25 protein-coding genes and 1 pseudogene are annotated in these 21,962 nt (G+C 70.5%); 14 read left to right on the top strand and 12 right to left on the bottom strand.

Going from position 1 to position 21,962, the window contains the following annotated elements:
* Positions 1–8 precede the first annotated feature (8 nt).
* Together AB0M36_RS17735 and AB0M36_RS17730 are read right to left on the bottom strand one after the other, a co-directional pair.
* Entirely contained in the window at positions 9–137 is a 129-nt protein-coding gene (locus tag AB0M36_RS17735; protein ID WP_364158445.1) for a hypothetical protein, read from the bottom strand.
* Positions 138–140: 3 nt separating this feature from the next.
* A complete protein-coding gene (locus tag AB0M36_RS17730) occupies positions 141–569 on the bottom strand; it encodes a hypothetical protein (protein ID WP_364158442.1) in 429 nt (142 codons plus the stop codon).
* On the opposite strand from AB0M36_RS17730, the gene AB0M36_RS17725 reads away from it, so the two are divergent.
* The 5 genes from AB0M36_RS17725 to AB0M36_RS17705 all read left to right on the top strand — a co-directional run bounded on the left by AB0M36_RS17725 (position 562) and on the right by AB0M36_RS17705 (position 3,446).
* Positions 562–1,281: a hypothetical protein gene (locus AB0M36_RS17725; RefSeq protein WP_364158439.1), complete on the top strand. Its 720-nt coding sequence runs from the start codon at positions 562–564 to the stop codon at positions 1,279–1,281. The two genes, AB0M36_RS17730 and AB0M36_RS17725, sit on opposite strands and share 8 nt — an antisense overlap.
* Entirely contained in the window at positions 1,278–1,523 is a 246-nt protein-coding gene (locus AB0M36_RS17720; protein WP_364158436.1) for an ATP-binding protein, read from the top strand. The genes AB0M36_RS17725 and AB0M36_RS17720 overlap by 4 nt, the downstream gene beginning before the upstream one ends.
* Positions 1,520–2,224 (top strand): response regulator transcription factor, encoded by a 705-nt coding sequence (locus AB0M36_RS17715; RefSeq protein WP_364158433.1) that lies wholly within the window; start codon positions 1,520–1,522, stop codon positions 2,222–2,224. Before AB0M36_RS17720 ends, AB0M36_RS17715 begins: the two co-directional genes overlap by 4 nt.
* A gap of 86 nt (positions 2,225–2,310) precedes the next feature.
* The gene (locus AB0M36_RS17710) at positions 2,311–2,745 is read left to right on the top strand and encodes a hypothetical protein (RefSeq protein WP_364158430.1); all 435 of its coding nucleotides are present in this window, start codon (positions 2,311–2,313) and stop codon (positions 2,743–2,745) included.
* A gap of 77 nt (positions 2,746–2,822) precedes the next feature.
* Positions 2,823–3,446 (top strand): hypothetical protein, encoded by a 624-nt coding sequence (locus tag AB0M36_RS17705; RefSeq protein WP_364158427.1) that lies wholly within the window; start codon positions 2,823–2,825, stop codon positions 3,444–3,446.
* Between the two features lie 15 nt (positions 3,447–3,461).
* Here AB0M36_RS17705 and AB0M36_RS17700 read toward each other — a convergent pair whose 3' ends face one another.
* Complete coding sequence (locus AB0M36_RS17700) at positions 3,462–3,902, bottom strand: cytidine deaminase (protein WP_364158424.1); 441 nt, start codon at positions 3,900–3,902, stop codon at positions 3,462–3,464.
* A gap of 73 nt (positions 3,903–3,975) precedes the next feature.
* Between AB0M36_RS17700 and AB0M36_RS17695 the strand changes: the two genes are divergently transcribed.
* A complete protein-coding gene (locus tag AB0M36_RS17695; protein WP_364158421.1) occupies positions 3,976–4,713 on the top strand; it encodes a VOC family protein in 738 nt (245 codons plus the stop codon).
* A gap of 27 nt (positions 4,714–4,740) precedes the next feature.
* Here the strand turns inward: AB0M36_RS17695 and AB0M36_RS17690 are convergent, their stop codons facing one another.
* Positions 4,741–6,273, bottom strand: coding sequence for an FAD-dependent oxidoreductase (locus AB0M36_RS17690; protein ID WP_364158418.1), 1,533 nt, complete (start codon positions 6,271–6,273; stop codon positions 4,741–4,743).
* Between the two features lie 109 nt (positions 6,274–6,382).
* On the opposite strand from AB0M36_RS17690, the gene AB0M36_RS17685 reads away from it, so the two are divergent.
* Positions 6,383–7,420, top strand: a complete 1,038-nt coding sequence (locus AB0M36_RS17685; protein ID WP_364158415.1) for an FAD-dependent monooxygenase — start codon at positions 6,383–6,385, stop codon at positions 7,418–7,420.
* 6 nt (positions 7,421–7,426) lie between these two features.
* Here AB0M36_RS17685 and AB0M36_RS17680 read toward each other — a convergent pair whose 3' ends face one another.
* From AB0M36_RS17680 to AB0M36_RS17670, 3 genes and pseudogenes are all read right to left on the bottom strand, one after another.
* Entirely contained in the window at positions 7,427–7,789 is a 363-nt protein-coding gene (locus AB0M36_RS17680; RefSeq protein WP_364158412.1) for a hypothetical protein, read from the bottom strand.
* Between the two features lie 49 nt (positions 7,790–7,838).
* Positions 7,839–8,045: pseudogene (locus AB0M36_RS17675) on the bottom strand (DUF4184 family protein); the annotation flags it as partial.
* A gap of 13 nt (positions 8,046–8,058) precedes the next feature.
* Positions 8,059–9,000 (bottom strand): hypothetical protein, encoded by a 942-nt coding sequence (locus AB0M36_RS17670; RefSeq protein WP_364158409.1) that lies wholly within the window; start codon positions 8,998–9,000, stop codon positions 8,059–8,061.
* 196 nt (positions 9,001–9,196) lie between these two features.
* On the opposite strand from AB0M36_RS17670, the gene AB0M36_RS17665 reads away from it, so the two are divergent.
* Both AB0M36_RS17665 and AB0M36_RS17660 read left to right on the top strand, forming a co-directional pair.
* Positions 9,197–9,769, top strand: coding sequence for a GNAT family N-acetyltransferase (locus AB0M36_RS17665; protein ID WP_364158406.1), 573 nt, complete (start codon positions 9,197–9,199; stop codon positions 9,767–9,769).
* Positions 9,763–10,629: a nicotianamine synthase family protein gene (locus AB0M36_RS17660; RefSeq protein WP_364158403.1), complete on the top strand. Its 867-nt coding sequence runs from the start codon at positions 9,763–9,765 to the stop codon at positions 10,627–10,629. The genes AB0M36_RS17665 and AB0M36_RS17660 overlap by 7 nt, the downstream gene beginning before the upstream one ends.
* On the opposite strand, the gene AB0M36_RS17655 is transcribed toward AB0M36_RS17660, so the two are convergent.
* Both AB0M36_RS17655 and AB0M36_RS17650 read right to left on the bottom strand, forming a co-directional pair.
* On the bottom strand, positions 10,598–11,806 hold the full coding sequence (locus AB0M36_RS17655; protein ID WP_364158400.1) for an amidohydrolase family protein: 1,209 nt from the start codon (positions 11,804–11,806) through the stop codon (positions 10,598–10,600). The genes AB0M36_RS17660 and AB0M36_RS17655 overlap by 32 nt on opposite strands.
* Before the next feature lie 45 nt (positions 11,807–11,851).
* Entirely contained in the window at positions 11,852–12,031 is a 180-nt protein-coding gene (locus AB0M36_RS17650) for a hypothetical protein (protein ID WP_364158397.1), read from the bottom strand.
* A 168-nt stretch (positions 12,032–12,199) separates the two neighbouring features.
* On the opposite strand from AB0M36_RS17650, the gene AB0M36_RS17645 reads away from it, so the two are divergent.
* The gene (locus tag AB0M36_RS17645) at positions 12,200–15,619 is read left to right on the top strand and encodes an AAA family ATPase (protein ID WP_364158394.1); all 3,420 of its coding nucleotides are present in this window, start codon (positions 12,200–12,202) and stop codon (positions 15,617–15,619) included.
* Positions 15,620–15,644: 25 nt separating this feature from the next.
* Positions 15,645–15,986 (top strand): aspartate/glutamate racemase family protein, encoded by a 342-nt coding sequence (locus AB0M36_RS17640; RefSeq protein WP_364158391.1) that lies wholly within the window; start codon positions 15,645–15,647, stop codon positions 15,984–15,986.
* Positions 15,987–16,010: 24 nt separating this feature from the next.
* On the opposite strand, the gene AB0M36_RS17635 is transcribed toward AB0M36_RS17640, so the two are convergent.
* The gene (locus AB0M36_RS17635; RefSeq protein WP_364158388.1) at positions 16,011–16,481 is read right to left on the bottom strand and encodes an SRPBCC family protein; all 471 of its coding nucleotides are present in this window, start codon (positions 16,479–16,481) and stop codon (positions 16,011–16,013) included.
* A gap of 70 nt (positions 16,482–16,551) precedes the next feature.
* Here AB0M36_RS17635 and AB0M36_RS17630 point away from each other — a divergent pair, with 70 nt between their 5' ends.
* Positions 16,552–17,430 (top strand): MBL fold metallo-hydrolase, encoded by an 879-nt coding sequence (locus tag AB0M36_RS17630; RefSeq protein WP_364158385.1) that lies wholly within the window; start codon positions 16,552–16,554, stop codon positions 17,428–17,430.
* A gap of 22 nt (positions 17,431–17,452) precedes the next feature.
* Here the strand turns inward: AB0M36_RS17630 and AB0M36_RS17625 are convergent, their stop codons facing one another.
* Positions 17,453–19,144, bottom strand: a complete 1,692-nt coding sequence (locus AB0M36_RS17625; protein ID WP_364158382.1) for an endo-1,4-beta-xylanase — start codon at positions 19,142–19,144, stop codon at positions 17,453–17,455.
* Between the two features lie 108 nt (positions 19,145–19,252).
* Between AB0M36_RS17625 and AB0M36_RS17620 the strand changes: the two genes are divergently transcribed.
* Together AB0M36_RS17620 and AB0M36_RS17615 are read left to right on the top strand one after the other, a co-directional pair.
* Positions 19,253–19,906 carry a response regulator transcription factor gene (locus AB0M36_RS17620; protein WP_364158379.1) on the top strand — a complete coding sequence of 218 codons (654 nt, stop codon included), beginning with the start codon at positions 19,253–19,255 and terminating at the stop codon, positions 19,904–19,906.
* Complete coding sequence (locus AB0M36_RS17615) at positions 19,906–21,054, top strand: GAF domain-containing sensor histidine kinase (RefSeq protein ID WP_364158377.1); 1,149 nt, start codon at positions 19,906–19,908, stop codon at positions 21,052–21,054. Before AB0M36_RS17620 ends, AB0M36_RS17615 begins: the two co-directional genes overlap by 1 nt.
* A gap of 28 nt (positions 21,055–21,082) precedes the next feature.
* Here the strand turns inward: AB0M36_RS17615 and AB0M36_RS17610 are convergent, their stop codons facing one another.
* Positions 21,083–21,955: a phosphoribulokinase gene (locus AB0M36_RS17610; RefSeq protein ID WP_364158374.1), complete on the bottom strand. Its 873-nt coding sequence runs from the start codon at positions 21,953–21,955 to the stop codon at positions 21,083–21,085.
* Positions 21,956–21,962 lie beyond the last annotated feature (7 nt).

The following is a 21,962-nucleotide window of genomic DNA, read 5'->3' as shown; positions in this document are numbered from 1 at the left end:
GGGCCTTTTCAGAACGGCTTCCTCGGGGGATTCGGGTTCTTCGAGATGTTGTTGATGACCCAGGTCAATGCCTCCTTCAGCGCTTTCGCGGCCAACTCGGCCGCCTTCCTGGCCGCCTCGTCCGCGGGTCCAGCCATGACTCAACCTCCCATGACATCGAAGCGGCCGAAGAAGGCCCGGATCCGACGGAACTTGCCGGAGCTCATCGACGGCCTCATGGCTCCCTTGAGCTGGGTGATGAGGAATTCCCAGTCGGTCAGGTCGATGTCGTCCTCCTCGAACAGGTCGATGAAGGAGTAGGCGAGCCACAGCGTGAAGCCGGCGTTGAGCATGCCGTTGATCCCGGAGCCGGTCACCATGCCGACGCCGGGGATCTTCGCGAGCACCCAGGTGAACAATTTGCAGCCGACCCAGTAGCCGCCGGCCGCGCCGAGGACCCCGAGAGCGACCTTCTTGCTGCGGTATCTCGGCGTCCGCGACCACGTCGACCTATCCCACTTCGGGCAGGTCACGGCGTACAGCACGACCTGGGCGCGAGTCGGCACGTACACGGCCGTACCGATGATCATCACCGCGGTGGTCCTCATCATCCGGCACTGGCGGGACTCGTCCGCGGCGCAGCGCCGGGCCTACCGGGTCTTCTGGCGCGCCGCCGCCAGCGTCGGCGTGGTGGCGTTGGCCGCGGTCGCCGCGGAGTTCACCGACAGTGACCTGCCTCAGCAACTCGCCCTGCTCGGCTACGTCGTGGCCGTCACGGTCGCGCCGGCCGGCGTCCTGTTCGGAGCGCTCGCCGAACGAAACGGCCTGCGCGACGTCGTCGAACTGCTCGCCGCGGGCCGCGACGACGACCTCAGCCGAATGATCGCCGCCGCGGTCGGCGATCCCGGACTGCGCCTGTACGAACGAGCCGGCGACCGGTGGCAGGACGACGACGGTGTGCCCGTCACACCGATCGTCAGAGCCGACGACTGGACCACCCTGGTCGCCACCTCGCAAGGAAGCATCGCACTGCTCGTACATGATCGAGCGCTGGCCGCTCAGCCGTCCACGGTCCGGGTATGCGCGGGACTGGCCGTCACGTTGATCGCCCGGCGCACCGCCGAACGCGAGCAGAAGGCGCTGCGCCGGGCCACCAACGTCCGCATGGTGCAGGAGCACTCGCGGAACGGGAACGCGTCCAACACCGGACCGACTGGGACCCCGACCTGCAGGCGGTCATCTATTTCACGATCAGCGAGGCACTGGCCAACACAGACCGACACGCCCGCGCGACCGCGGTGACCATCAAAGGCTGGCAGGACGGCGACACCATCGCAGTGGAGATCGTCGACGACGGCATAGGCGGGGCCACCGAGGCACGCAACGGACTGGGGCTGTCCGGAGCACGGATCCGCGCCGAGATGCTGGGCGGCACGTTCGAGATCGACAGCCCACCGGGCCACGGCACCAGACTGAAACTGACCCTGCCCGACATGAAACTGCCCCGGCTGGCGCCGGTCGAGGCCGAGGAGACGATGCGATGACGCCCCTGACCGGCGTACGCGTGGCCGTACTGGAGAACAGCCCATGGGCCCGCCGCGACCTGGTGAACCTGCTGACCGGCGCGGGCGCCGAGGTGGTCGCCGAAGCCGGCTCGAACGACGAGTTCGACGCGGTCTACCCGGCCGCCGGCGCCGACGTCGTCGTCGCCGACGTGCACCTGGGCGAGCGGTACAAGAGAGAGAACGTCGACGGGCTCAAGGTGGTCAGCCGGCTCAGAGCCGACAACGAGCGCGTCGGGATCCTCATGGTCACGAACTTCGACCGGGTGTCGTACATGCTGCGGCTGATGAGAATCGGCACCACCGGAATCGGCTACCTGCTGAAGGACAACGCCACCGACCAGCGACTCCTCGACGCCGTCGCCAAAGTCCGCGACGGAAAGAACTACTTCGACGACGCGGTCTTCGACGAGATCGCGACGCTGCAGAACAGGATGCATCCCGCCGAAGCCCTCACCCGTCAGGAAACCCGGGTATTGCGGTACGTGGCCGAGCTGAGCCTGCCGACCAGGGCGATCGCCGACCTGATGCACCTGAGCGAGAAGACTGTGGACCGGCACTTGAACTCGATCTACCAGAAGTTCGACATCGACAAGTCCAAGGAGAACTGCCGGGTCGCCGCCGCCCTTCGATACGTCCGCGACCTCCAGAGCTACTACTTCACCCAGGACGAGGTCCCCTGAGCTCACGGCCAGGCTGAGCCGACTCCAGCGCGCGACCGTGGCGATGTGCGGACATTCCCACTGCGCACGAGGCAGAATGCTGCGGTGTGGCACTCGACAAGTTTGGGGAGTTGTGGCGTGGGGATGACTCCGCCGACCTCGCGGAGTACATCCGTCATTTCAAGGCCGGCGGCTATCCGGTAACCACGGTGGTGGAGTCGCGATGCGGCGAGTGCGACGGCCGCGCTTTTCGCATCAACATCGACGAGGAAGAAGCGACACAGCGGGTATGTCTGGCCTGTGGCGCCGTCGCCTTCATCGGCGACAGCGCCGAACACTGGAGCGAAGACGAGCACGACTCGTGTGCATGCCCGTGCGGCGGTGAGGAGTTCGCCGCCGCTGTGGGCTTTGCACTATTCGACGATGGCGAGGTGCGCTGGGTCAGCGTCGGCCTGCGGTGCCTAAAGGACGACACTCTCGGCGTCTACGCCGACACGCAGATCGATTACAGCCCCTCGCGTCATCTTCTGGGTCAGGCGTAGCCGTCGAAGGTCATCCGGCCCGCGCTCGTCGTCCTCGGATGCGTGGTGGTGTCGCCGACCGCTATAGCGTGGCCGACGTGACGGAGCACGGCTACAGCGCGGCGGACATCACGGTCCTAACGATGGCTGATGCTGCGCGGAGGCGACCCGGCATGTATTTCGGCGTTGGTCCGGGCGATCCGAGTCTGGCGACCCGGGTGCTGTGCACGGTTGTCGGCCACGCGTTTCATCCCGCGACCAAGGTTGCCGCCAGCCACGCTGCTCACGTCGTCGCGGACATCACCGCCGATCTGGCCTTCGCGGTGACGGACGACCAGGCAGATCTCCCCACCGGCCAGGGCATGCCTCGGCTCGGCTACGAGAAATCGCTGCTGACACCCGATCGCTGGTCGAGCGCTGCCGCCGCAGCGGTCAGCACACGAACCAGCGTCGAAGTCTGGCGAGACGGCCGGGGATTTCGGCAGACGCTTGTCGGGCTACGTCCGGTCGAGCCACCCCGAGCCTTCTCCGCCCCCACGGGAGCGGGAACACGTGTGGAATACGTCCTGGATCCAGACTTCTTCGGCACGGCCAGCATCACGACCGCCCTCGCAGACCTCGACATACATGGACCGGACTGTCGAGACGCCGTCGGTCTCGGCGAGGTTGTGGTCCGCGATCACCGGACCCAAGGCGGTCCAGCCGAATATCGATACACATGATCGATGAGGGTGCCGTTACGCGCAATGCTGTGCCGACGATGGCCAGAGCCCGCCGTCGGCGAATCGAGCACCCCAGTAATACGGATTGACCTCGAGCAGCGTGCGCACCGCCCAGCCGGACGGACTGCCCGGGTCGCCGACGCCGACCCGCACCTCCGGGCCCCACAATGCGAGCCGCTCCTGGCAGATGCCGCACGGCGCCAGCACGACGATCTCCGTACTGTCCGCCTCGCGAATCACACACACCGACGCGGTCACTCTCTTGTTCAGCGTGTAGGCCTGGCAGATCGCCCCCGTCTCATGGCACAGCGAGACGCCGCCGTTGAGATTGTCGAAACCGACGCTGGTGAGGATCTGGCCGTCGTCCAGACACACGGCCGCGGCACCACCGGCCTCGCCGGCGAGCCACCGGCGGTTCATCTGATCGACCGCGGCGTCGACGAGCCGCTGGTTCATGGTCACCCCGGAGACCCTGCCATACTCAGTACGGCCGATCTTGGTGTGCCGGGCGGCCGCTAGCATCGTGGGCATGGCAACGCGGCTTGTGCAAATCACCATGAAGGCTCGGGACGAATCCGCGCTGGGCGGTTTCTGGGCGCAGGCGCTCCGCTGGGAGTTGTCCAGCGAGGGACCCGGCGTGATCAACCTCGAACCCAAGGGCTTCGTCTATCCGGATCCCGTCGCCGTCTGCCTGGACCTCGTTGCCTCCGCGGAGCCCAAGACGGCGAAGAACCGCGTGCACGTCGACCTCGCCACCACCTCGGCGGACCATCGGGCGGAGCTGGTCACGCGCCTGAGGGATCTCGGCGCCACACCGACCGACGTGGGCCAGGGTGATGTCTCCTGGACGGTCATGGTCGATCCGGAGGGCAACGAGTTCTGCGTGCTGGACTGGCACGACCCGGTCCGGGACACCGGACCGATCGCCTCGGTCGTGGTCGACTGCGCGGACCCGCGAGTGATGGCTCGCTTCTGGGGCGAAGCCATGGACTGGACCGTACACAAGGTGACCGACAATAGTGCGGTGCTGCGTTCCGCCCGGGGTGTCGGCCCGTATCTGCAGTTCCTCCGCGTACCCGACGCGAAGATCGGGTGGAACCGCGTCCATCTCGACGTTCGCCCGTACCCGGGTGACGAACTGGAGGCCGAGGCGGCCAGACTGCGGACTCTCGGCGCCACCGCCATCGACCTGGGGCCGAGTGAGGTTTCGTGGACGGTCCTCGCCGATCCGGAAGGCAACGAGTTCTGCCTCCTCGCCCCAGGCTGACGCAACTTTCCCCGGCGGGCCGAACACCTAGGGCGTGTCCCGCGGCTGCAGGGGCCGGTTGGCCGGGCCCTGGATCACGGTGCCGTCGATGGCGAACCGGGAGCCGTGGCACGGGCATTCCCATGCGGTTTCGGCGTCGTTGAAGTGGACGATGCAGCCGAGGTGGGTGCATCGGGCCGACACGGCATGGATCTCGCCGGTGTCGTCGCGGTAGGCGGCACACTGTCGCCCGCGTACCCGGACGACGGCGCCGGTGCCCGGTTCGATGTCGTCGATCGAATCGACGCGGGAGGGCCGTACCCGGTCACCCACGAAGTGGGCGGCGGCCATGGCCTGGAGTTTCATCATCGGTCCCGCCTCGCGCGCCAGGTTGAGCCGCCGGGGGTCGTAGAGGCCGGCCCAGGGCGGTTCGGCTCCGGTGATGCAGGCGGTGATGAGCTGGCCGGACAGTACGCCGGTGCTCATGCCCCAACCGCCGAAGCCGGTGGCGACGTAGACCCTGTCGGTGCCGAGGTGGAAGCGTCCGATGAAGGGCACCTGGTCGGTGGTGGTGTTGTCCTGGGTCGCCCAGCGGTAGGCGATCTCCGTGCCGGGGAAGCGCTGCTGAGTCCACTCGACGAGGTTCTGCCATTGCTCGGTGACGTTTCCCGCGCCCGGCGTGAAGTGTTCGCCGGTGACGATGAGAAGACGCTGCCCGTCCCGGTAGGGGGCGGTGCGTACCGACCGGGTGTTCTGCTCCGGGGTGAGGTACACGCCACCGGGATCGCGCCCGGCGGGAATCGCGGTGGCGACTACCAACTCGCGGCGTGGTTCGAGGCGGGCGAACAGCATCGCCCGGTCGAAGACTGGGTAGTGGGTGGCGACCACCACATGTCGGGCGGTGATCGTGGGACCGCCTTCGGTGGTCACGGTGCACGGGTCCCCTTCGGTCAGCCCTGTCGCGCGGGTCCGCTCGAAGATCTGTCCGCCGTGGCGCGTGAGGTCGTCAGCGAGGGCGAGCAGGTACTTGCGGGGGTGGAACTGGGCCTGGTCCTCGACGCGGACGGCACCGGCGACCGGGAACGGCAGGCCGGTCTCGGTGACGAAGGAGGCGGCCAGTCCCGCGTCTGCCGCGGCGTCGGCCTCGGCGCGGATGCGGTCCAGGAGGTCGGGCGACTCGGCGTAGGTGAACGCGGGTACCCGCTCCAGATCGCAGTCGATGTGCAGCCGTGCGGCCACCGCTACTACCCGCTGGACCGCGCGCTGCTGGGACTCGGCGTAGAGCCGTGCCGAGTCCGGACCGAAGGATGTGCGTACCTTGTCGTAGATCAGCGTGTGCAGCACCGACAGTTTCGCCGTGGTGTATCCCGTGACGCCCGCCGCGATCCGGTCCGCCTCCACCAGCGCTACGGTGCGTCCCGCCTCGGTCAGTTCCCACGCCGTGCACAGTCCGGCGATGCCACCACCGACGACAGCCACGTCGACCTCGACATCGGCGGTCAACGCCGGGTAGCTGGTCGTCGAGGTCGTGTCCATCCAGTAGGACTCGTCGGTGCCTGGCAGCGTGGGCGATGGGGCCACGGGGCGCTCCTAGCGGTGTGGGTGCGGGGACAGCTGGGCGCGTACCCGGGCATTGACCCGGCAAACCGCGAGGGCGGCGCGCGATGTGGATGATGGGGCAGGATGGGGCATGACCGTAAGCAAAGTGATCATCGCCGGTGGTGGTGTCGCGGGGACGGCGACCGCGCTCGCACTGCGGAAGGTCGGCATCGAGGCTGAGGTGTACGAAGCGCACGCGTCCGGCGGCGCGGCTGCCGGCGCGTTCCTCACCGTGATGCGCAACGGCATGGCCGCGCTCGCGGAGATCGGCGCGGCCGAGGCGGTGAACGCGGTGTCGTTCCCGGCGCGGGCCGTGGCGTTGCTCAACGCCCAGGGCCAGCGGCTCGGGCACCGGCCGATCGAGGGGCCGGCCCGATCGCTCACGCGCGCCGCGCTCTACCGGGCTTTGCAGGAGCTCGCGACCACGCGAGGCATCCCGGTGCACCACGGCAAGCGGATGACCGTGGCCTCGAGCGGCCCCGATGGCGTCGAGGTCAGCTTCGCCGACGGCAGCCGGGTCACCGGGGACGTACTGGTGGGTGCGGACGGCATCCATTCCCGGACCAGGCGGCTTATCGATCCGTACGCGCCCGAGCCCCGCTACTCCGGGCAGCATGTCGTGTACGGCTACGCGCCCGGCAACCCGGCCGGTCTCGACGTGGACGAGTACCACATGGTTCGCGGCAGCCGGGCGTTCTTCGGCCTCACGGTGCCCGACGGTGACGGCCGGACCTGGTGGTTCGCCCGATTCCACGGCGAGCAACCGGCCGCGGGGCGCAGCCCGGATCAGTGGCGCGACCTGGCCCTGGAGATGTGCCGCGACGATGCCACCGCGGCCCACGCGCTCATCGCGAGCTCCGGCGCGGACATCGTGGGCAGCGACTCCTATGACATTCCGACCACCCCGCGTTGGCACAACGCCCGCATGGTTCTGGCCGGCGACGCCGCCCACGCCGCGGTGCCGGCCGCCGCGCAGGGCGCGTCGATGGCCATCGAGGACGCCGTGGTCCTGGCGTCGGCGTTGCACGACCATGACGAGCCGGTGACCGCCTTCACCGCCTACGAGGACCGCCGCCGTGCCGAGACGGAGGAGATGGTCGCCGCGAGCGCCCGGCTGGGCTCCCAGTGAAGGGCGTCACCGCCGGGTGCTGGCCGTTCGCGCGTCTCGGCGTGGTCGTGCGGCCCGGGCGATGGCGGTGGCGAGCAGCAGACCGAGGACCGTCGCACCCAGCCAGCGGGCACCCACCACCCAGATGCCGATGTCGTTGCCCGGCAGTCTGGCCGAACCCACGGCGAGTGCCACGCTCGCCAGCACGGCCGCCGGCCAGAACACGAACGGTTGGGCCGCGAGAGCGGGAGCCGGTCCGTGCCATGCGACCAGCAGCCGACGCCGGGCGATGCGGACGACCAGGGCGACGGTGACGACCACGCCGACGAGTTCGGACAGCAGGTGCACGATCCGCCACCAGGGCAGGTCCGCGAAAGCCGTCGCGTGCATCGCCGGCAGATCCGACGACGGGCTCAGGAACACCGTAGTCGCGAAGGCTTCCGGGCAGGTGTGCCGCGACGGTGGGCGCCGCGCGGCGCACCACCCACGTCAAGGCGACGACGACGGGCAGATGAAACCAGACCAGTGAGTGCCACGCGTGCGACGAGGGCTCGGCGATCCCGGCGAGGACGTAGCCGATGTCCGGCGCGGCAGACCCGATCACCAGCGCGACGCCGTCGAAGCGGTTCGGGAAGCGGACTCGGATATGGTCGGCCCCGTCAGCGCGGGTGGTAGACGACCGCGCGGCTGATGCCCCAGGCGGGGCGGATCGACGCGACGATGCGCCCGCGGGCGTCGAGGTCGACGACCTCGCCGTCCGTGCTGACCCCGGCGAGGCTGAGGTCGTGCAGGACGCCGCGTCGCCACAGCGCCGGGCGGGCGGAGCGGTCGGTGGCCTGGGAACTGGCGAGGATCTCGCCGCGGTTGTTGATCGCCCGCAGTTGGGTGAAGCTGCCGCCGAGGGTGCCGACGTCCAGGGCGCGGCCGTCCCGCCAGAGAATTCCGCGCTCGAACTGATCGGCCGAGAAGTGCCAGCCGATCACCCAGCCGCGGTCGTTGAGGGCGTGCGTGTTGCTGCGGTCGAAGGGCCCGGCGCCGAGGTCGATGACCCGGGCACGCCGCCACACGGCGGCGTGGAAGCCGCCCGGCACCGCTACTCCGCCGGAGATCTGGCCGCGCTCGTTGATGTCGGACACGTCGGTCAGCGGCAGCGGCCGGGCGCGGCCGTTCGTCCACAGGATCGAGCCCGTGTCGGTGCGTCCGACCACCTGGCCGCGGTCGTTGATCGCCACGGGGAAGGCGGGCGGGCCGCCCAATGGCCGCAGGACACCACGGTGCCAGACGTAACCTCCGGAGCCGTCGTCGCGGATGCCGACGACCTCGCCGCGGTTGTTGACGTCGATCGGATCGAAGTCGCCGAGATCGATCATCCGGCCGTGGCGCCAGAGGAACCCACGGTAGGTGCCGTCGGCGCCCTGGGCGCGGCCGACCACGTCGCCGCCGTCGTTCATGGCGGTGGCGTAGCTGCTCTCGCCGCCGAGGGTGCCGAGGTCCACCATGCGGTATTCGGCCGGGGCGGAGGCGCCGGGTGTAGCGGGCGCCGCGGTGGGTGCGGCCGTCAGGGCGGCCGCGAGGAGGGCGGTGGCGAGGACAGATGGCATAGGACGGCTTCCTCCGAAGGGTCGCCGGGCGAAAAGCTCCCTCAGCGTAGGCGCTTTCCGCCGGCCCGCCGGGGTGCCGTCACACAGCCGACAGCCTAGCCGGACCAACTCCGTCACCTAGGCAAATGAAAATCGTTGCTATTAACATCGCCTTGGCGATCGAGGTCGGGACTTACACGATAGGAGAAGGCGAAGCATGTCAAGCCCTCAGAGAACGGGCCTGGTCGAACCCTCGGAGCTGGTCGTCGCGCTCGCCGCGCCGGCCGACCTGGTCGAAGCGGAGGCGGTCATGCGGGAGGTTCTCCGCGCCGACCTCGGCGGATACCGCGCGCAGTGGCATCGAGATCTCGACAACCTCGAGGCAGCCTATCTGCGTCGAGGTTGTGCGTTGATCGTGGCCCGCGACGAGAGTGGCATTCTGGGCACCGCTGCCATCAAGCCGTGCCTGCTCGCCAGCCCGCCGAATCCGGACTGGCTCGCACACGAGTACAACCAGCCGGGCGTCTGCCAACTCGTGCGGGTGTGGGTCGCGGCTCGGGCACGCCGCCGTGGTGTGGGTCGCGCCCTCGCCGAGCGGGCAGTCGGCTGGAGCGTCGGCCCAGGCGGATATCGCCGGGTGTACCTGCACACCGACGCCGGCGTCCCCGGCGCGGAGGCGTTCTGGCGTTCGATGCCGACCCGCGAGGTCCACGATGGCCGGCCCGACCCGTTCAACACGGTGCACTTCGAGATCGACGTCGACGCGGTGCTGCGGGCGTCCGGATGCTGAGCTTGTCCACCGCGCCCGACTGGGACGTCGACCCGGCCGGATTGCTTTCCTGCCGCATCCTCAGCCTGTACGAGCGACTCCGCGCACAAAGCGATCTTTCCCCCTCCCCCGTGGTCAACGCGCTGTTCGCCGAGCTGGTGAGCGCCTGCGTCCATGCCGACGCCGGGGATGCCCCGTCGGTCCTGTCCGATCCGCGGATCGGCGAGGTGCGGTCGGACCTGATCCGGCTGTGCGCGCGGGGCGAGTCCCTGCTCGAAGACGCGTGGGCTCGAAGGGTGCTGGCATCCGACGACCCGGGCGCCGAGACGGCCGCGTTCCCGTACTTCGGAAATTACGAGCAGCTGGCCCGGCTCGAGTTGCACGCGTTGGCGGGGGCCGGTCACCGGCCCGAGACCGCTCGCCGGCTCTGCTTCATCGGCGGCGGCCCGTTGCCGCTGAGTGCCATCCTGCTGGGCCGCGGTCTGGGGGTCGGTGTCACGGTCGTGGACCGAGACCGCGAAGCCGTCGAGCTTTCCCGTCGCCTCGTCGATCGGCTCGTCCCGGCGCAGCGGATCAACGTCGTCCTGGCCGATGCGGCGTCCCCGTTCGACATGGCACGCGCGGTCGCCGAGTGCGACGTCGTCGTTGTCGCCGCTCTCGTCGGAACGACCCGGGCGCAGAAGCGGGCGGCGTTGCGAGCCATCGGCATGGCGGCAGAGCCGGGGACCCAGGTCGTCATCCGCAGCGCCGACGGCCTGCGTTCTCTGCTGTATCCCACGGTCGACATCGGTGACGTCCAGGACGCCGGCCTGGCACCGGAGCTCCTCGTGCACCCGCTCGGAGAGGTCGTCAACTCGGTGTTCGTCGCCCGGCGTCGCTGACGACGGACCGTCCGCGCAGGACGACGTCCCGAATCCGGGTGAGAGCGAGGACGTCGCGCTCCACGTCGCCGTCGACGACGACCAGGTCGGCCACCATGCCTCGGCGAAGCCTTCCGACGGTACGGGCCAGACCGCATGCCTCGGCGGCCTCCGATGTCGCGGCCGCGACCGCGGCCCGCACGGGCAGCCCCGACCGGACCAACTCGTCGACCGCATGGGCCAGCACGCCGTGCGGCTTGGCCGGATGGATCCCGGCGTCCGAGCCGGCGAGCAGGGGCACCCCGGCGGCGTGGAGCCGGCCGACCTGGGCGAACCGGGCCTCCAACGTCATCCCGGTGCGGCGCATCACCTCGATCGCCTGCGGGGACGGCGGCAGCGTGGGCAGCCGGCCGAACGTCGGGCACACCGTGATCCGACGTTCGGCCAGTCCGGCGATCACCGCGTCCAGGGTGTGGATCCCGTCCGGGGTCAAGCACGTGCAGTGCTCGATGCCGTCGACGCCCGCGGCCAGGCACACCTCGACAGCGGACACCGGGTGGGCGTGCGCCGTCACCGGCAGCCCGCGCCGGTGTGCCTCGTCGACCACGACGCGGACGTCGGCGACATCGAACTGCAACCGCAGCAGATCCGAACCGACGGTCATCGCACCGCCGCTCACGATGACCTTGACGATCTGGGCACCGTGGTCATCCCGCTCCGCGACGGCGGCCCGCAGCGCGGCCGTTCCGCTCACCCCGCCGCCGAGCGCGGCGCAGTGCCCGTCGACCGACGTGATCGGCGGGCCCGACCCGACGACCGACGGCTCGTCGTGCCGAACCGTCCGATCCAGGACCGCGAACCGGTTGTCGCCCAGATCCCGCACCGTCGTCACCCCGGCACCGACCTGCGCCAGCAGGGCCCGGCGGATCACCAGCTCACGGTCGGCGGCGGACCGTCCGGCATCCAACGCGAGGGCGTCGGGTTCGCCACCGGCCACAAGATGAACGTGGGTATCGATCAGGCCCGGCAGGACGGTGGCGTCCGGCCGGTCCACAACCGGCTGACCAGGCGGTAACGGCGCGCGACGCGGCCGAATATCGACGATGCGATCGCCCTCGATGTGGACCTGCAGCCCGTCGGAAAAAAAGGCCTCCCCATCAAACGCATGGGCCGCCCGGACCACAAAGGAGCTGTCCATGCCCGGAACGTAGCGCCTCGTGACGACGAAGACAACGTCAGCTGATCAGCGACGCAGGATCGTCCGGATCAGCGCGGCGAGCGAACGCAAGATCTCGGCCAGGCCGGCCCGGTCACAGCGGATCAGCGCGATCACGTGGCAGACGCCTGCCAACAGCAGGGCGGCGAGGATGACGAAAAGCAGGTGGTGGGCGTAGAGGTCGGCGAGCTGTGCGACGAGTTCCATCAGGATTTCCTTCCACGACAGTGGTGCATTTGGCGCAGGGAACCCATCACGCCGCCAATTTGTCCGGCAAACCGCGAACGTCGGCGCGGTAATGTTCGCCATTCCGCGAACATCGAGAGGACCCCGGTGCCGCCAAAGACCTCCGGGCCCGGCCGGCCGCTGGGCCCCGTGACCGATGCCGAGCCCGCCCGCTCGTACGCGCTGGGCCTGCGCGCTTGGACGGCTCGGGCCGGATTGAGTAACGCCGAGCTATCCCGGGCGACCGGCAAAGGCACCTCGGCGATCACCGAGCTCCTCAATGGCCGTCGCGGATGGAGGGGAACCGCCAAGACGCTCGCCCTCGCCACCGAGATCATCGTCGCCTGCGGCGGTTCCGGGGACGACGTCGAAGCCTGGCAGCGCTACCACACCGCGCTGCTGGCTCTCCCGTCCGACCGCCGACCGCCGGCGGCGCCCGAGCCGGCTCGTGACCGCAAGCGGCCACACCCCTACTGGGCGACCGTCGACGACGTTCGCCGTCGTACGCCTGAGCTGCGCGAACGAGACCGGGAGCTGGCCGCGGTCACCGCCACCACCGGTGGCTACACCTGGGTGCGCGGGCCGGCGTACGCCGGGAAGACCGCCCTGCTGGCGCACGCCGCGACCACCTTGCGCGCCGCCGGCGAGGCCGACGTGATCAGCTACTTCCTGTCCCTGCGCGAGGCGACCGCGGACGCCGGACGGATGCTGGCCGTCCTCGTCTCACAGCTGGCGGAACTGCTTGGCGAACCGGCGCCGATGCCCGACCCCATGCATTTGGCGGACCTGTGGTCGAGGGCCGTCGACCGGGCGGAGACCGCCGGCCGGCCGCTGTTGATGATCGTCGACGCGCTCGACGAGGAGCGGCCGCACACCGACCGGATGCCGGCGTACGGGCTGCTGCCGGCCCGGGTGAGCGCCCTGGCCGGGGTGCTGATCGGGACCCGGGACGGTTACGCGATGCCGGCGCTGCCCCCCGGTCATCCCGTCCACATCCACCGGGAGATCGACCTCAGCCCGCTCGATGAGCCGCGACAGGCGGCGCGGCTGGCCCGGGCCGAGATCGACAAGCTGCTCGACTCGGCCAACGACGAGGCGGTGGAGATCGTCGCGCTGCTCGCCGCGGCCGGAGGTCCGATCGCGCTCGACGACCTGTTGGAGATCCAGCAGGCGAGCACCGTGCCGGCGCAGCGCCGCAGGGTACGAAGAATTGTGGACGCCCACCTCGCGCACAGCCTGGAGCGGGTCGGGACCGCGCCGAGACCCCGCTACCAGTTCCGGCACCTGGCTCTGCTCGAACACGCCCAGGCGCACCCGGACCTCGATACGCCCGAGCCCCGGCAGCGAATCCACGCCTGGGCGCGCGGCTACCGGGAATTACGCTGGGATCCTGAGCGCACGCCCGCCTACCTGCTCGACACCTATCCGGCCACGCTGCTCGGCGAGCCAGGGTTGCTGAACGAACTGGTGGGGGACGTGGCCTGGCTGCTCACCGCTATCGCCGGGGTGGGCGTCGACGCGGTGCTGCCCCACCTTCGAGGGATCGATCCGCTCTACCGCGCGGTGTGGGCGCAGGCTGTCGCGCTGCGGGAGACCAGGACCGGCGGGCGCCGCCGGTTCGCCGCCCGGCAGCTGATGATGCAGGCACTGGAGGACGACAACAAACGCCTCGCCAAGCCGCTCTTCGCGGAGTTGAGAGCGGAACCGCGGCCGCATCTGTATCCATTCCGGACCACGCGGGTCTCCGAACCGGCGCTGGTCGCGCGCAGTCGCCGACTCGACGATCAGGTGATGTCCCTGGCCCCGCTGCCCGACGGCAGCGTGGCGGTCGCCGCCGGCGATCGGCTCCTGCGGTGGGAGCCGGAGGGACAGCTCACCGAACTCGCCCGGCACGGCTCGCGGGTGCTCTCGGTCGTCGCGCTCGCCGACGGCCGCGTCGTCACGACCCTGTGGGGCGACGGCGTCGTACGGATCCACGACCCGCGCCGCCCGGCCGCGCCGCCGGTGCCGCTGGGATCGGCGGACAGCGGAATCCGGGCGGCGGCCGTACTCTCCGACGGCCGGATCGTCACGGCGACCGACACGGACCCGTCCCGGCTGTCGGTGTGGGACCCGGCCGCTCCGGGCGCCCCGCCCGTGCCGGCCGGGCACGACGAACGCCGGATATGGCGTGTCGCCGCGCTACCCGGCGGAGGATTCGCCACGGTCAGCGACCAGACCAGGGACTCCCGCAACCGGCCTACCGAGCCTGGCGACGGCGGTCTGGTCCGGCGCTGGGAGACGATCGACGACGCCACACCTCCACTGGTGGGCTGCCATCCCGACGACGCCCGAGCGATCGCGCTGCTGCCCGGCGAGCGGATCGTCACCGCAGGCCGTTCCGGCCTTCTGCTGCTCTGGGACCCGGCCGCGGCGGCACCCGTCGAACTCGGCCACCATCCGGACGCGGTGTCCGCTCTGGTGGTACTGCGTGACGGCCGGTTGGTCAGCGCCGGCGAATGGGGTGGCTTCCTCCTGGTGTGGGATCCGGACCTGCCCGGTGAACCGCAGCGCTGCCTCGGGCGCCACGACGGCGGCGTCACGGCGATGATCATCGACGGTGACCGGATCGTGACGGGCAGGAGCGACCTGCGGTGCTGGGACGGCTCACGCTGGCCGGATCTCCCGCGGCGGCCCGTGCCCCCGATGGTCAATCCGGCCGCTAAGGCGCTGAAAGCCCCGGACCACGGCTACCTGTCGTGGCGGGAGGAGCCCGCTGACACTCTCCCCCGCGAGCTGGGGCACCACGGTTTCGGCTCGACGACCGTGGCCGAGCTGACCAAGGGGTCCGTCGGTTTCGGGACCGGCTGGGCCTGGTCGCCAGTCCCGTCCGGAGCCGAAGGCGAGCTGCTGTTCGCGTCCGGCCCGATCAGCTTCGTGGGCGTCATCGCCGCCCTCCGCGACGGCCGGTACGTGCTCAGCGACGAGCGTGGCAATCTCACCCTGCACAATCGCGGCGAGGCGCCGGTCGTACTGGGCAAGCTCGACGGACCGCTCGGCATGGCCATGGCGGCGCTGCCCGACGGCCGGGTGGTGACCGCCGCACCCGAGAAAGCATCGTTCCGGAGTCGGATCCTGGTCTGGTCTCCGCCGGCGGCCGAGCCGGTCTGCCTCGGCACCCAGCGGACCGTCACCGCGATCGCGGTCCTGCCGGACGGCCGGGTGGCCACCGGCGACCTGTTGGACGGCAGGATTCTGGTGTGGGATCCGGAGCGACCCGGTCAGGACCCGGTCGAACTGGGCCGGCACCACGGCCGGGTGACGGCCCTGGCGGTGCTCGCCGACGGCAGCCTGGTCTCCGGCGGCCGGGACGAGGACCTCGTGCAGGTGTGGGACGTGGGCTCCGGCGAGGTCCTCGCCCGCGTCGGCTGCTCGGTGGAGAACATCGCGACAGCCGCGCTCGGCAATCGGTCGAGCCTGGTCGTCATCGCACACCGCGGCGGCGACTGGTCGCTGTGGTTCCACGGCGTCGGGCAACTGTTCCACAAGCACGAGGCCGAGCAGCTGGTACTGGCACTGGTCGAGGAATGAGGGATGCGGATGGTAGGAAGGACGCATGCTCACGATCGGGATGCTGGGCGGGATGAGCTGGGAATCCAGCGCTCACTACCACCGATTGGCCAACGAACTGGTCCGGGACCGCCTCGGCGGCCTGCACTCGGCGCGATGCGTGCTGTATTCCGTCGATTTCGCCGACGTGGAGCACCTGCGGAGCAGCGGGCAGTGGGAACAAGCAGGTCGCCTGCTCGGTCAGGCCGCCGCGGCGTTGCAGGCCGCCGGCGCCGACCTGTTGCTGCTGTGCACCAACACCATGCACAAGGTCGCCGACCAGGTCGAGGCCGCCGTCGACGCTGCGCTGTCCGACCGGACCGCGCAGCTCAGTCCCGCCGCGGAATAATGCGGAGTAACCCGCCCGGAACAGTCAGGCCGCTCCGGCCCGTGCCTCCGCGGCGACGCGAAGCCGGTCCAGCGTCTCGGTCATCGTACGGCGGTTGTGGGCGTCCCGGTCCTTGATGCCCAGCGCCGCGATGCCGAACAGCTTGAGCACCAGCCCGCGACGGTCGGTGTACGTCTCGGTCACCTCGCAGCCGTCGTCGACCGGGCGGAACGCGTACGTCCAGCGGGCCACGGTGAGGAAACCCCCACCGACCACGTCGAAGCTGAACTCGCGGCCCCGATCGGCGGCCACGACGGTGCACTCGGTGCGCCATCGCCGTCCCCGGTAGGCGTTGGTGCCGGCGAAACGGGCTCCCGCACGAGGGCCGGGCGGGTCGGTGAGCCAGCGGCAGCGGGTGGTCTCGGGACTCCACTGACCCATGCGGGTGACGTCGGCGACGAGGTCCCACACGTCCTCGGGCGCGGCGCCGATGCGGGTGGCAACGGTGACAGGCATGGCGCCATCGTGCCCCAAACGGGCCGTCACGGCGCACCCGGGCCTGTTACGTTTTTCCATCGGAGGCGTCATGAGCGGCAACAGGCACCCGATCGACTTCACCGCTACGCCCTCAGAGGGGCGCGGTCTCGACGTGCGATGGATCCATGGCTCTGTGTCGGCCAAGCACAACACCGACCCCGACATCCAGGTGTACGCCCACGACCCCCACACCCTGATCCTCCGGCAGAACATGGCGGTCCACTACGAGGCGCCCTTCCTGTTCCTGCTGTTCGGCAACGACCGTGCCGTCCTGATCGACACCGGGGCCACCGCCGAGGCGGAGTTCTTCCCGCTGCGGCGTACCGTGGACGACCTGATGGCGCGGTGGCTGACCGCACATCCCCGCGACGGGTACGAACTGCTGGTCCTGCACACGCACGCCCACAGCGACCACGTCGCCGGCGACGGGCAGTTCGCCGACCGGCCGGACACCGTCGTCGTGGGCGCCGACCGCGCCACCGCCTGGGCCTATCTCGGACTCGGTGCCGACCTGGACCGGGTGACCACCCTCGACCTGGGCGGACGGGTCCTGGAGTGCCTGGCCAGCCCCGGCCACCAGGAGGCGGCGGTGACCTTCTACGACGCCTACACCGGCTTCCTGCTCACCGGCGACACCGTCTATCCCGGGCGCCTCTACGTGCAGGACCTGGCCGCCTTCCGCGACACGATCGACCGGCTCGTACGGTTCACCGACACGCGCGCCGTCAGCCACGTCCTCGGCTGCCACATCGAGATGACCACCACGCCCGGTGTCGACTACCCGATCCGCACCACCTACCAGCCCGACGAGCCGCCGCTGCGGCTGAGCCCCGGGCGGCTGCGAGACATTCGCGCCGCCATCGACGAGGTGGGCGAGCGGACCGGCCGGCACCCCTACGCCGACTTCGTCATCTGCTGGGAGCCGTGATGGACGGCCACCCGAAGGCAGGCTAACGGGCCGCCGACAGCACGTCCCGTAGGGCGTCGACGGCGGGTTTCGGGCGCAGGTCCGCGTCCCACAGCAGTTCGTCGCCCGGTTCGAGGGGGTAGCTGTCGTGCTCGGCGGTGGAACCGTAGCGGTCGGTGATGCCCCAGGTGGTGAACGAGGTGCAGGTCGGCTCGGACAGGCAGGCGCCGAGCGCGCCGGCGTACTGGGTGGCCTGGGTGCGCGGGGATTCGCCGTACACATCGATCTCGGATATGCGTGCGGAGACGCCGAGCCGGGCGAGGTCGGCGATGTGGGACCGGAGCACGCCGGGGTCGATGTGGTCGCCGGCCTCGTGGACGTGGGTCTGGAAGCCGACCCCGTCGATGGGCGCACCTCGCTTCTTGAGGCGGGCGACCAGGGCGTACAGGGCGTCCCAGCGGGGGCCGTCGGCCTCGGCGCCGAACTCGTTGAGGTAGAGCTTCGCCGCGGGGTCGGCGGCGCGGGCCGCGTGGAACGCCTTGTCGATGTAGGACTCCCCCATGGCCTGCTGCCACAGGTGCTCGCGCAGGCCGGGGCCGCCGTCGGGGCCGTCGTCGTCGGGGGACAACGGCTCGTTGACGACGTCCCACTCCGCCACCCGTCCCCGGTAGTGGCCGGCGACGGTCGTGATGTGGTCGGTCATGACGCGTTCGCGGCCGGCCGGTGGGACCTGCCGCATCCAGCGTGGGTTGGCCTCGCCGAAGACCAGGGTGTGCGCGTGCACGGTCAGGTGGTTAGCGGCCGCGAAGTCGACCAACAGGTCACCCTCGGTGAAGTCGTAGGTGTCCGGCCGCGGGTGCACGAACTGGGGTTTGAGGTCGTTCTCCGTGGTGAGCATCGAGAACTGGGTGGCGGCGAGGGCGCGGTAGTCGCCGTCGCTCATCAGCGGCGCGGCCGCCATCGCGGCCCCGATCCGACGGCCGGCGGCGTCGGCCAGCGCGCGCAGGGCGTCCGGCGGCGTCGGTGGGCCCGCCATCGGGGTGTCGTGCGTCGTGACGCTGCCGCCGTCGCGGGCCGTGGCCGCCAGCGCCGTCAGGGTCCAGTCGGGCCGCTCGGGGTCGGCGTCGACGCCGAATGTGACGGAGCCGGCGGCGAACACCCCCGGGTCCGGGAGGGATACCCGTACGTCGCCGGCGGACAGCACCAGGTCACGACCGTGGCGTTGGAGCGCGACAGTGAAGGAGGGCGTGGCCGGCGCGGCGCGGTCTGTGACCGGCGTGGCGGAACGGCCGTCCCAAGCGGTTAGGCGCAGCTCGCGGTCGGAAACCGCGACGCGCAGCCCCCGCCGGTGCTGTCGCCACTCGTCGTAGACGATCGGCGTCTCGCCGTAGAGGTACAGCGAGGCGGTCTGGCCCGCCGGACGACGCAGCGTCGCGCTGACCTCGAAGTCGCCGCTGACCCGAAGCCGCGGGCCGCGCAGGTTGACCGGCGGATTGGGCTGCCCGCCGGTGCCGTCCTGGCGCACGATCTGCCGTCCCAGCCCGTGGACGCGCACGCCGTCGGCCTCGACGCGCGCCCCGGCGAGGTGGCTCCAGTCCCCGGCGAGCAGATCCACCCGGCCGGGCGGCGGCGCGGCGCCGGACGGGCCCGGCCGGGGATCCGGCTCACACGCGGCGGTGCCGATGAGGAGCGGAAAGAGCAGGAAGAACGCGCGGGCGCGGTGGACGATCGGCACGGATCCTCTTGAAGTCGGCGATGTGCTGGCCGGTCGACGGTACCGACCGCGCGCACGCGATCCATGGACGAAGCTGAATGCGGCAGCGAAGGCCGCTACGGTGGAGCCATGCCGCCGATCCGCGTTCTCCTGGTCGACGACCACGAGATGGTGCTGCACGGCGTGTCCGCGATGTTGTCCCGGTTCCCCGACCGGGTGCAGGTCATCGGGACGGCGAGCGAGCTGCCGTGCGCGGTGCGCGCGGTCACCGACGATCGGCCGGACATCGTGCTGTGCGACGTACGGCTGCGCCGGGCGAGCGGGCTCGACGTCTGCAAGGCGATCCGTGACGTCGACGCCCGGGCCAAGGTGGTCTTCCTGACGGTCTACGACGACGAGCAGTACCTCTACCAGGCGTTGCGGGCGGGCGCGGCGGGCTACCTGCTCAAGCGGTTGGACGCGCACGAGCTGGTGCGCCACCTGGAGAACGTGAGTCTCGGGGAGGTCGTCATCGATCCCAGCCTCGCCGGCCGGATCGCCACGTCCGCCGCGCACCTGCAGAAGGGCGAGTTCTGGCCGGGCGCCCGGCTCGGCCTCACCCAGCGCGAGAGCGAGGTGCTCGCCCTGCTGGTCGGCGGGCTGTCGAACAAGGCGATAGCGGCCCGGCTGGTCGTCAGCGACGACACCGTGAAGTCCCACCTGCGGGGCCTCTACCGCAAGCTGCAGGTCCGGGATCGTGGCGGCGCGGTCGCGACCGCGCTGCGGGAGGGCCTGTTCCACTGATGGAACGCCGGGACGCGCTCGTCGCCGCCGCCGTGCGGTGGGTGACCCGTGAGCCGGAGCTGACCGTCGTCCTGACCCGGGTCGCGGAGCTGCTCACCGAGGCGCTCGGCGCGGACGGCTGCCTGGCGTTCGTCGTCGAGAACGGCGGCGACCTGGTGCTGGCGGCCAGCCATCCGGCGCCGCCCACAGCGGGCGCGCCGCTGCGGCTGCCCGCGGGCCCAGGCGTCGCCGGCCGGGTCGCGGCCGAGGGGATCCCGGTCGTCCTGATGGACGACCATCCGCGCCACCCCCGGCACCGCGCGTTGCTCGGCCTGGCACCCGGGCAGTCCGTGTCGCGTTTGTACGTCCCGGCGCGGGTGCCCGGTGGCGGCAGCTCCGCCGTGCTGGCCCTGCACAGCCGCACCCGACGCGAGTTCGGCCCGTCCGATCTGGACGCCGCGCAGCGGGTGGCGGACCTCGTCGGGTTGCGCGTCTGCGTCGCGGCCGCGCTGACGACGATGCGCGACTACCGGGACGAGTGGGACACGGTCGTCGCCGGCGCCGTCGCCGCCCAGGAGGCGGAACGCCGGCGGGTGGCCGCGGATCTGCACGACGGGGTGACCCAGGCGATCGCGAGCCTGTCCTTCCATCTGTCCGCGGCGGACGTCGCGCTCGGCGACGGTGACGTCGGGTTCGTAGCCGAGCAGGTGGCGGCGGCCCGGTCGCTGGCCGACCTGGCGCTCGACGAGACGCGCAGCGCGATCACCGGGCTGCACAGCCCGGTCCTGGACGACCTGGGGCTGGCGGCCGGCCTGGCCAGCATGGCGCGCGGCGTGCCCGGCCTGAGCATCGAGGTGGACGCCGCGGAGTTCGCGCTGCCCGAGCATGTGAGCACCTCGCTGTTCCGCATCGCCCAGGAGTCGGTGCAGAACGTCGTCAAGCACTCCGGGGCGGGCAGCGCCGTGATCCGCCTGGCCAAGCACGGCCACATGGTCATCCTCAGCGTCACGGACGACGGGACGGGGTTCGATCCGCCGGACAGCCCCGGCTCCGGCTACGGGCTGACGGGCATGGCGGAACGCGTGCACCTGCTCGGCGGCCGACTGCGCGTCAAGTCGCGGCCGGGGGCGGGCACCACGGTGGAGGTGACCGTACCCAATGTGCTCTAGACCCACTGTGCTCTAGACCCACTGTGCTCTAGGCCCGACGTCTTCGCTCCATCAGCCGCAAGACCATCGGCGTCAGGATCAGCTGCATCGCCAGCTCCATCTTTCCACCGGGTACGACGATGATATTGGGTCGCGACATGAACGAGTCGTGCAGCATCGCCAGCAGGTACGGAAAGTCGATTCCCGTGGGGTCCGCGAACCGGATGACCAGGAAGCTCTCGTCGGCCGTCGGAATGTAGCGGGCGATGAACGGATTGGACGTGTCCACCGTGGGCACCCGCTGGAAGTTGATGTGCGTCCGCGAGAACTGCGGGCAGATGTAGTTCAGGTAGTCCGGCATCCGGCGCAGGATCGTGTCGACGACCGCCTCGCTGCTGTAGCCCCGAGCGGTCCGGTCCCGGTGCAGCTTCTGGATCCACTCGAGGTTGATGATGGGTACGACGCCCACGATCAGGTCGGTGTGCCGCGCGACATCGATCTTGTCGCTGACGGCCGCACCGTGCAGCCCCTCGTAGAAGAGCAGGTCGGTGCCGGCCGGGATGTCCTCCCACGCGGTGAAGGTGCCCGGCTGGAGACCGTACGGCGCCGCTTCCTGTTCGTCGTGCAGATATCTGCGGATCCTGCCGGACCCGTTCTCGCCGTAGCCGCGGAAGAGTTTCTCCAGGTCCTCGAGAAGGTTGGCCTCCGGGCCGAAGTGGCAGAAGTGACGGTTGCCCTCGGCTTCCGCCCGAGTCATCTCGGCCTGCATCTGGGCCCGGTCGTAGCGGTGGAACGAGTCGCCCTCGACCATCACGGGCGCGATCTCCTCCCGGCGGAAGATCTGCTGCATCGTCCTGGTGACCGACGTGGTGCCGGCGCCGGACGAGCCGGTGACGGCGACAACGGGGTGTCTGACTGACAAGGCGTGG

The organism is Actinoplanes sp. NPDC051346, assembly GCF_040682215.1.
Taxonomy (GTDB): Bacteria; Actinomycetota; Actinomycetes; order Mycobacteriales; family Micromonosporaceae; genus Actinoplanes.
Note: the sequence above shows the minus strand (reverse complement) of the source record. Positions and strands in the feature narration are given on the sequence as shown.

Excerpts from the sequence above, each read along its gene's own strand:
- AB0M36_RS17735 (WP_364158445.1), bottom strand. The coding sequence starts at position 137 with ATGGCTGGACCCGCGGACGAGGCGGCCAGGAAGGCGGCCGAGTTGGCC.
- AB0M36_RS17725 (WP_364158439.1), top strand. The coding sequence starts at position 562 with ATGATCATCACCGCGGTGGTCCTCATCATCCGGCACTGGCGGGACTCG.
- AB0M36_RS17730 (WP_364158442.1), bottom strand. The coding sequence starts at position 569 with ATGATCATCGGTACGGCCGTGTACGTGCCGACTCGCGCCCAGGTCGTG.
- AB0M36_RS17715 (WP_364158433.1), top strand. The coding sequence starts at position 1,520 with ATGACGCCCCTGACCGGCGTACGCGTGGCCGTACTGGAGAACAGCCCA.
- AB0M36_RS17700 (WP_364158424.1), bottom strand. The coding sequence starts at position 3,902 with ATGAACCAGCGGCTCGTCGACGCCGCGGTCGATCAGATGAACCGCCGG.
- AB0M36_RS17695 (WP_364158421.1), top strand. The coding sequence starts at position 3,976 with ATGGCAACGCGGCTTGTGCAAATCACCATGAAGGCTCGGGACGAATCC.
- AB0M36_RS17685 (WP_364158415.1), top strand. The coding sequence starts at position 6,383 with ATGACCGTAAGCAAAGTGATCATCGCCGGTGGTGGTGTCGCGGGGACG.
- AB0M36_RS17680 (WP_364158412.1), bottom strand. The coding sequence starts at position 7,789 with ATGCACGCGACGGCTTTCGCGGACCTGCCCTGGTGGCGGATCGTGCAC.
- AB0M36_RS17670 (WP_364158409.1), bottom strand. The coding sequence starts at position 9,000 with ATGCCATCTGTCCTCGCCACCGCCCTCCTCGCGGCCGCCCTGACGGCC.
- AB0M36_RS17665 (WP_364158406.1), top strand. The coding sequence starts at position 9,197 with ATGTCAAGCCCTCAGAGAACGGGCCTGGTCGAACCCTCGGAGCTGGTC.
- AB0M36_RS17660 (WP_364158403.1), top strand. The coding sequence starts at position 9,763 with ATGCTGAGCTTGTCCACCGCGCCCGACTGGGACGTCGACCCGGCCGGA.
- AB0M36_RS17655 (WP_364158400.1), bottom strand. The coding sequence starts at position 11,806 with ATGGACAGCTCCTTTGTGGTCCGGGCGGCCCATGCGTTTGATGGGGAG.
- AB0M36_RS17650 (WP_364158397.1), bottom strand. The coding sequence starts at position 12,031 with ATGGAACTCGTCGCACAGCTCGCCGACCTCTACGCCCACCACCTGCTT.
- AB0M36_RS17640 (WP_364158391.1), top strand. The coding sequence starts at position 15,645 with ATGCTCACGATCGGGATGCTGGGCGGGATGAGCTGGGAATCCAGCGCT.
- AB0M36_RS17635 (WP_364158388.1), bottom strand. The coding sequence starts at position 16,481 with ATGCCTGTCACCGTTGCCACCCGCATCGGCGCCGCGCCCGAGGACGTG.
- AB0M36_RS17630 (WP_364158385.1), top strand. The coding sequence starts at position 16,552 with ATGAGCGGCAACAGGCACCCGATCGACTTCACCGCTACGCCCTCAGAG.
- AB0M36_RS17620 (WP_364158379.1), top strand. The coding sequence starts at position 19,253 with ATGCCGCCGATCCGCGTTCTCCTGGTCGACGACCACGAGATGGTGCTG.
- AB0M36_RS17615 (WP_364158377.1), top strand. The coding sequence starts at position 19,906 with ATGGAACGCCGGGACGCGCTCGTCGCCGCCGCCGTGCGGTGGGTGACC.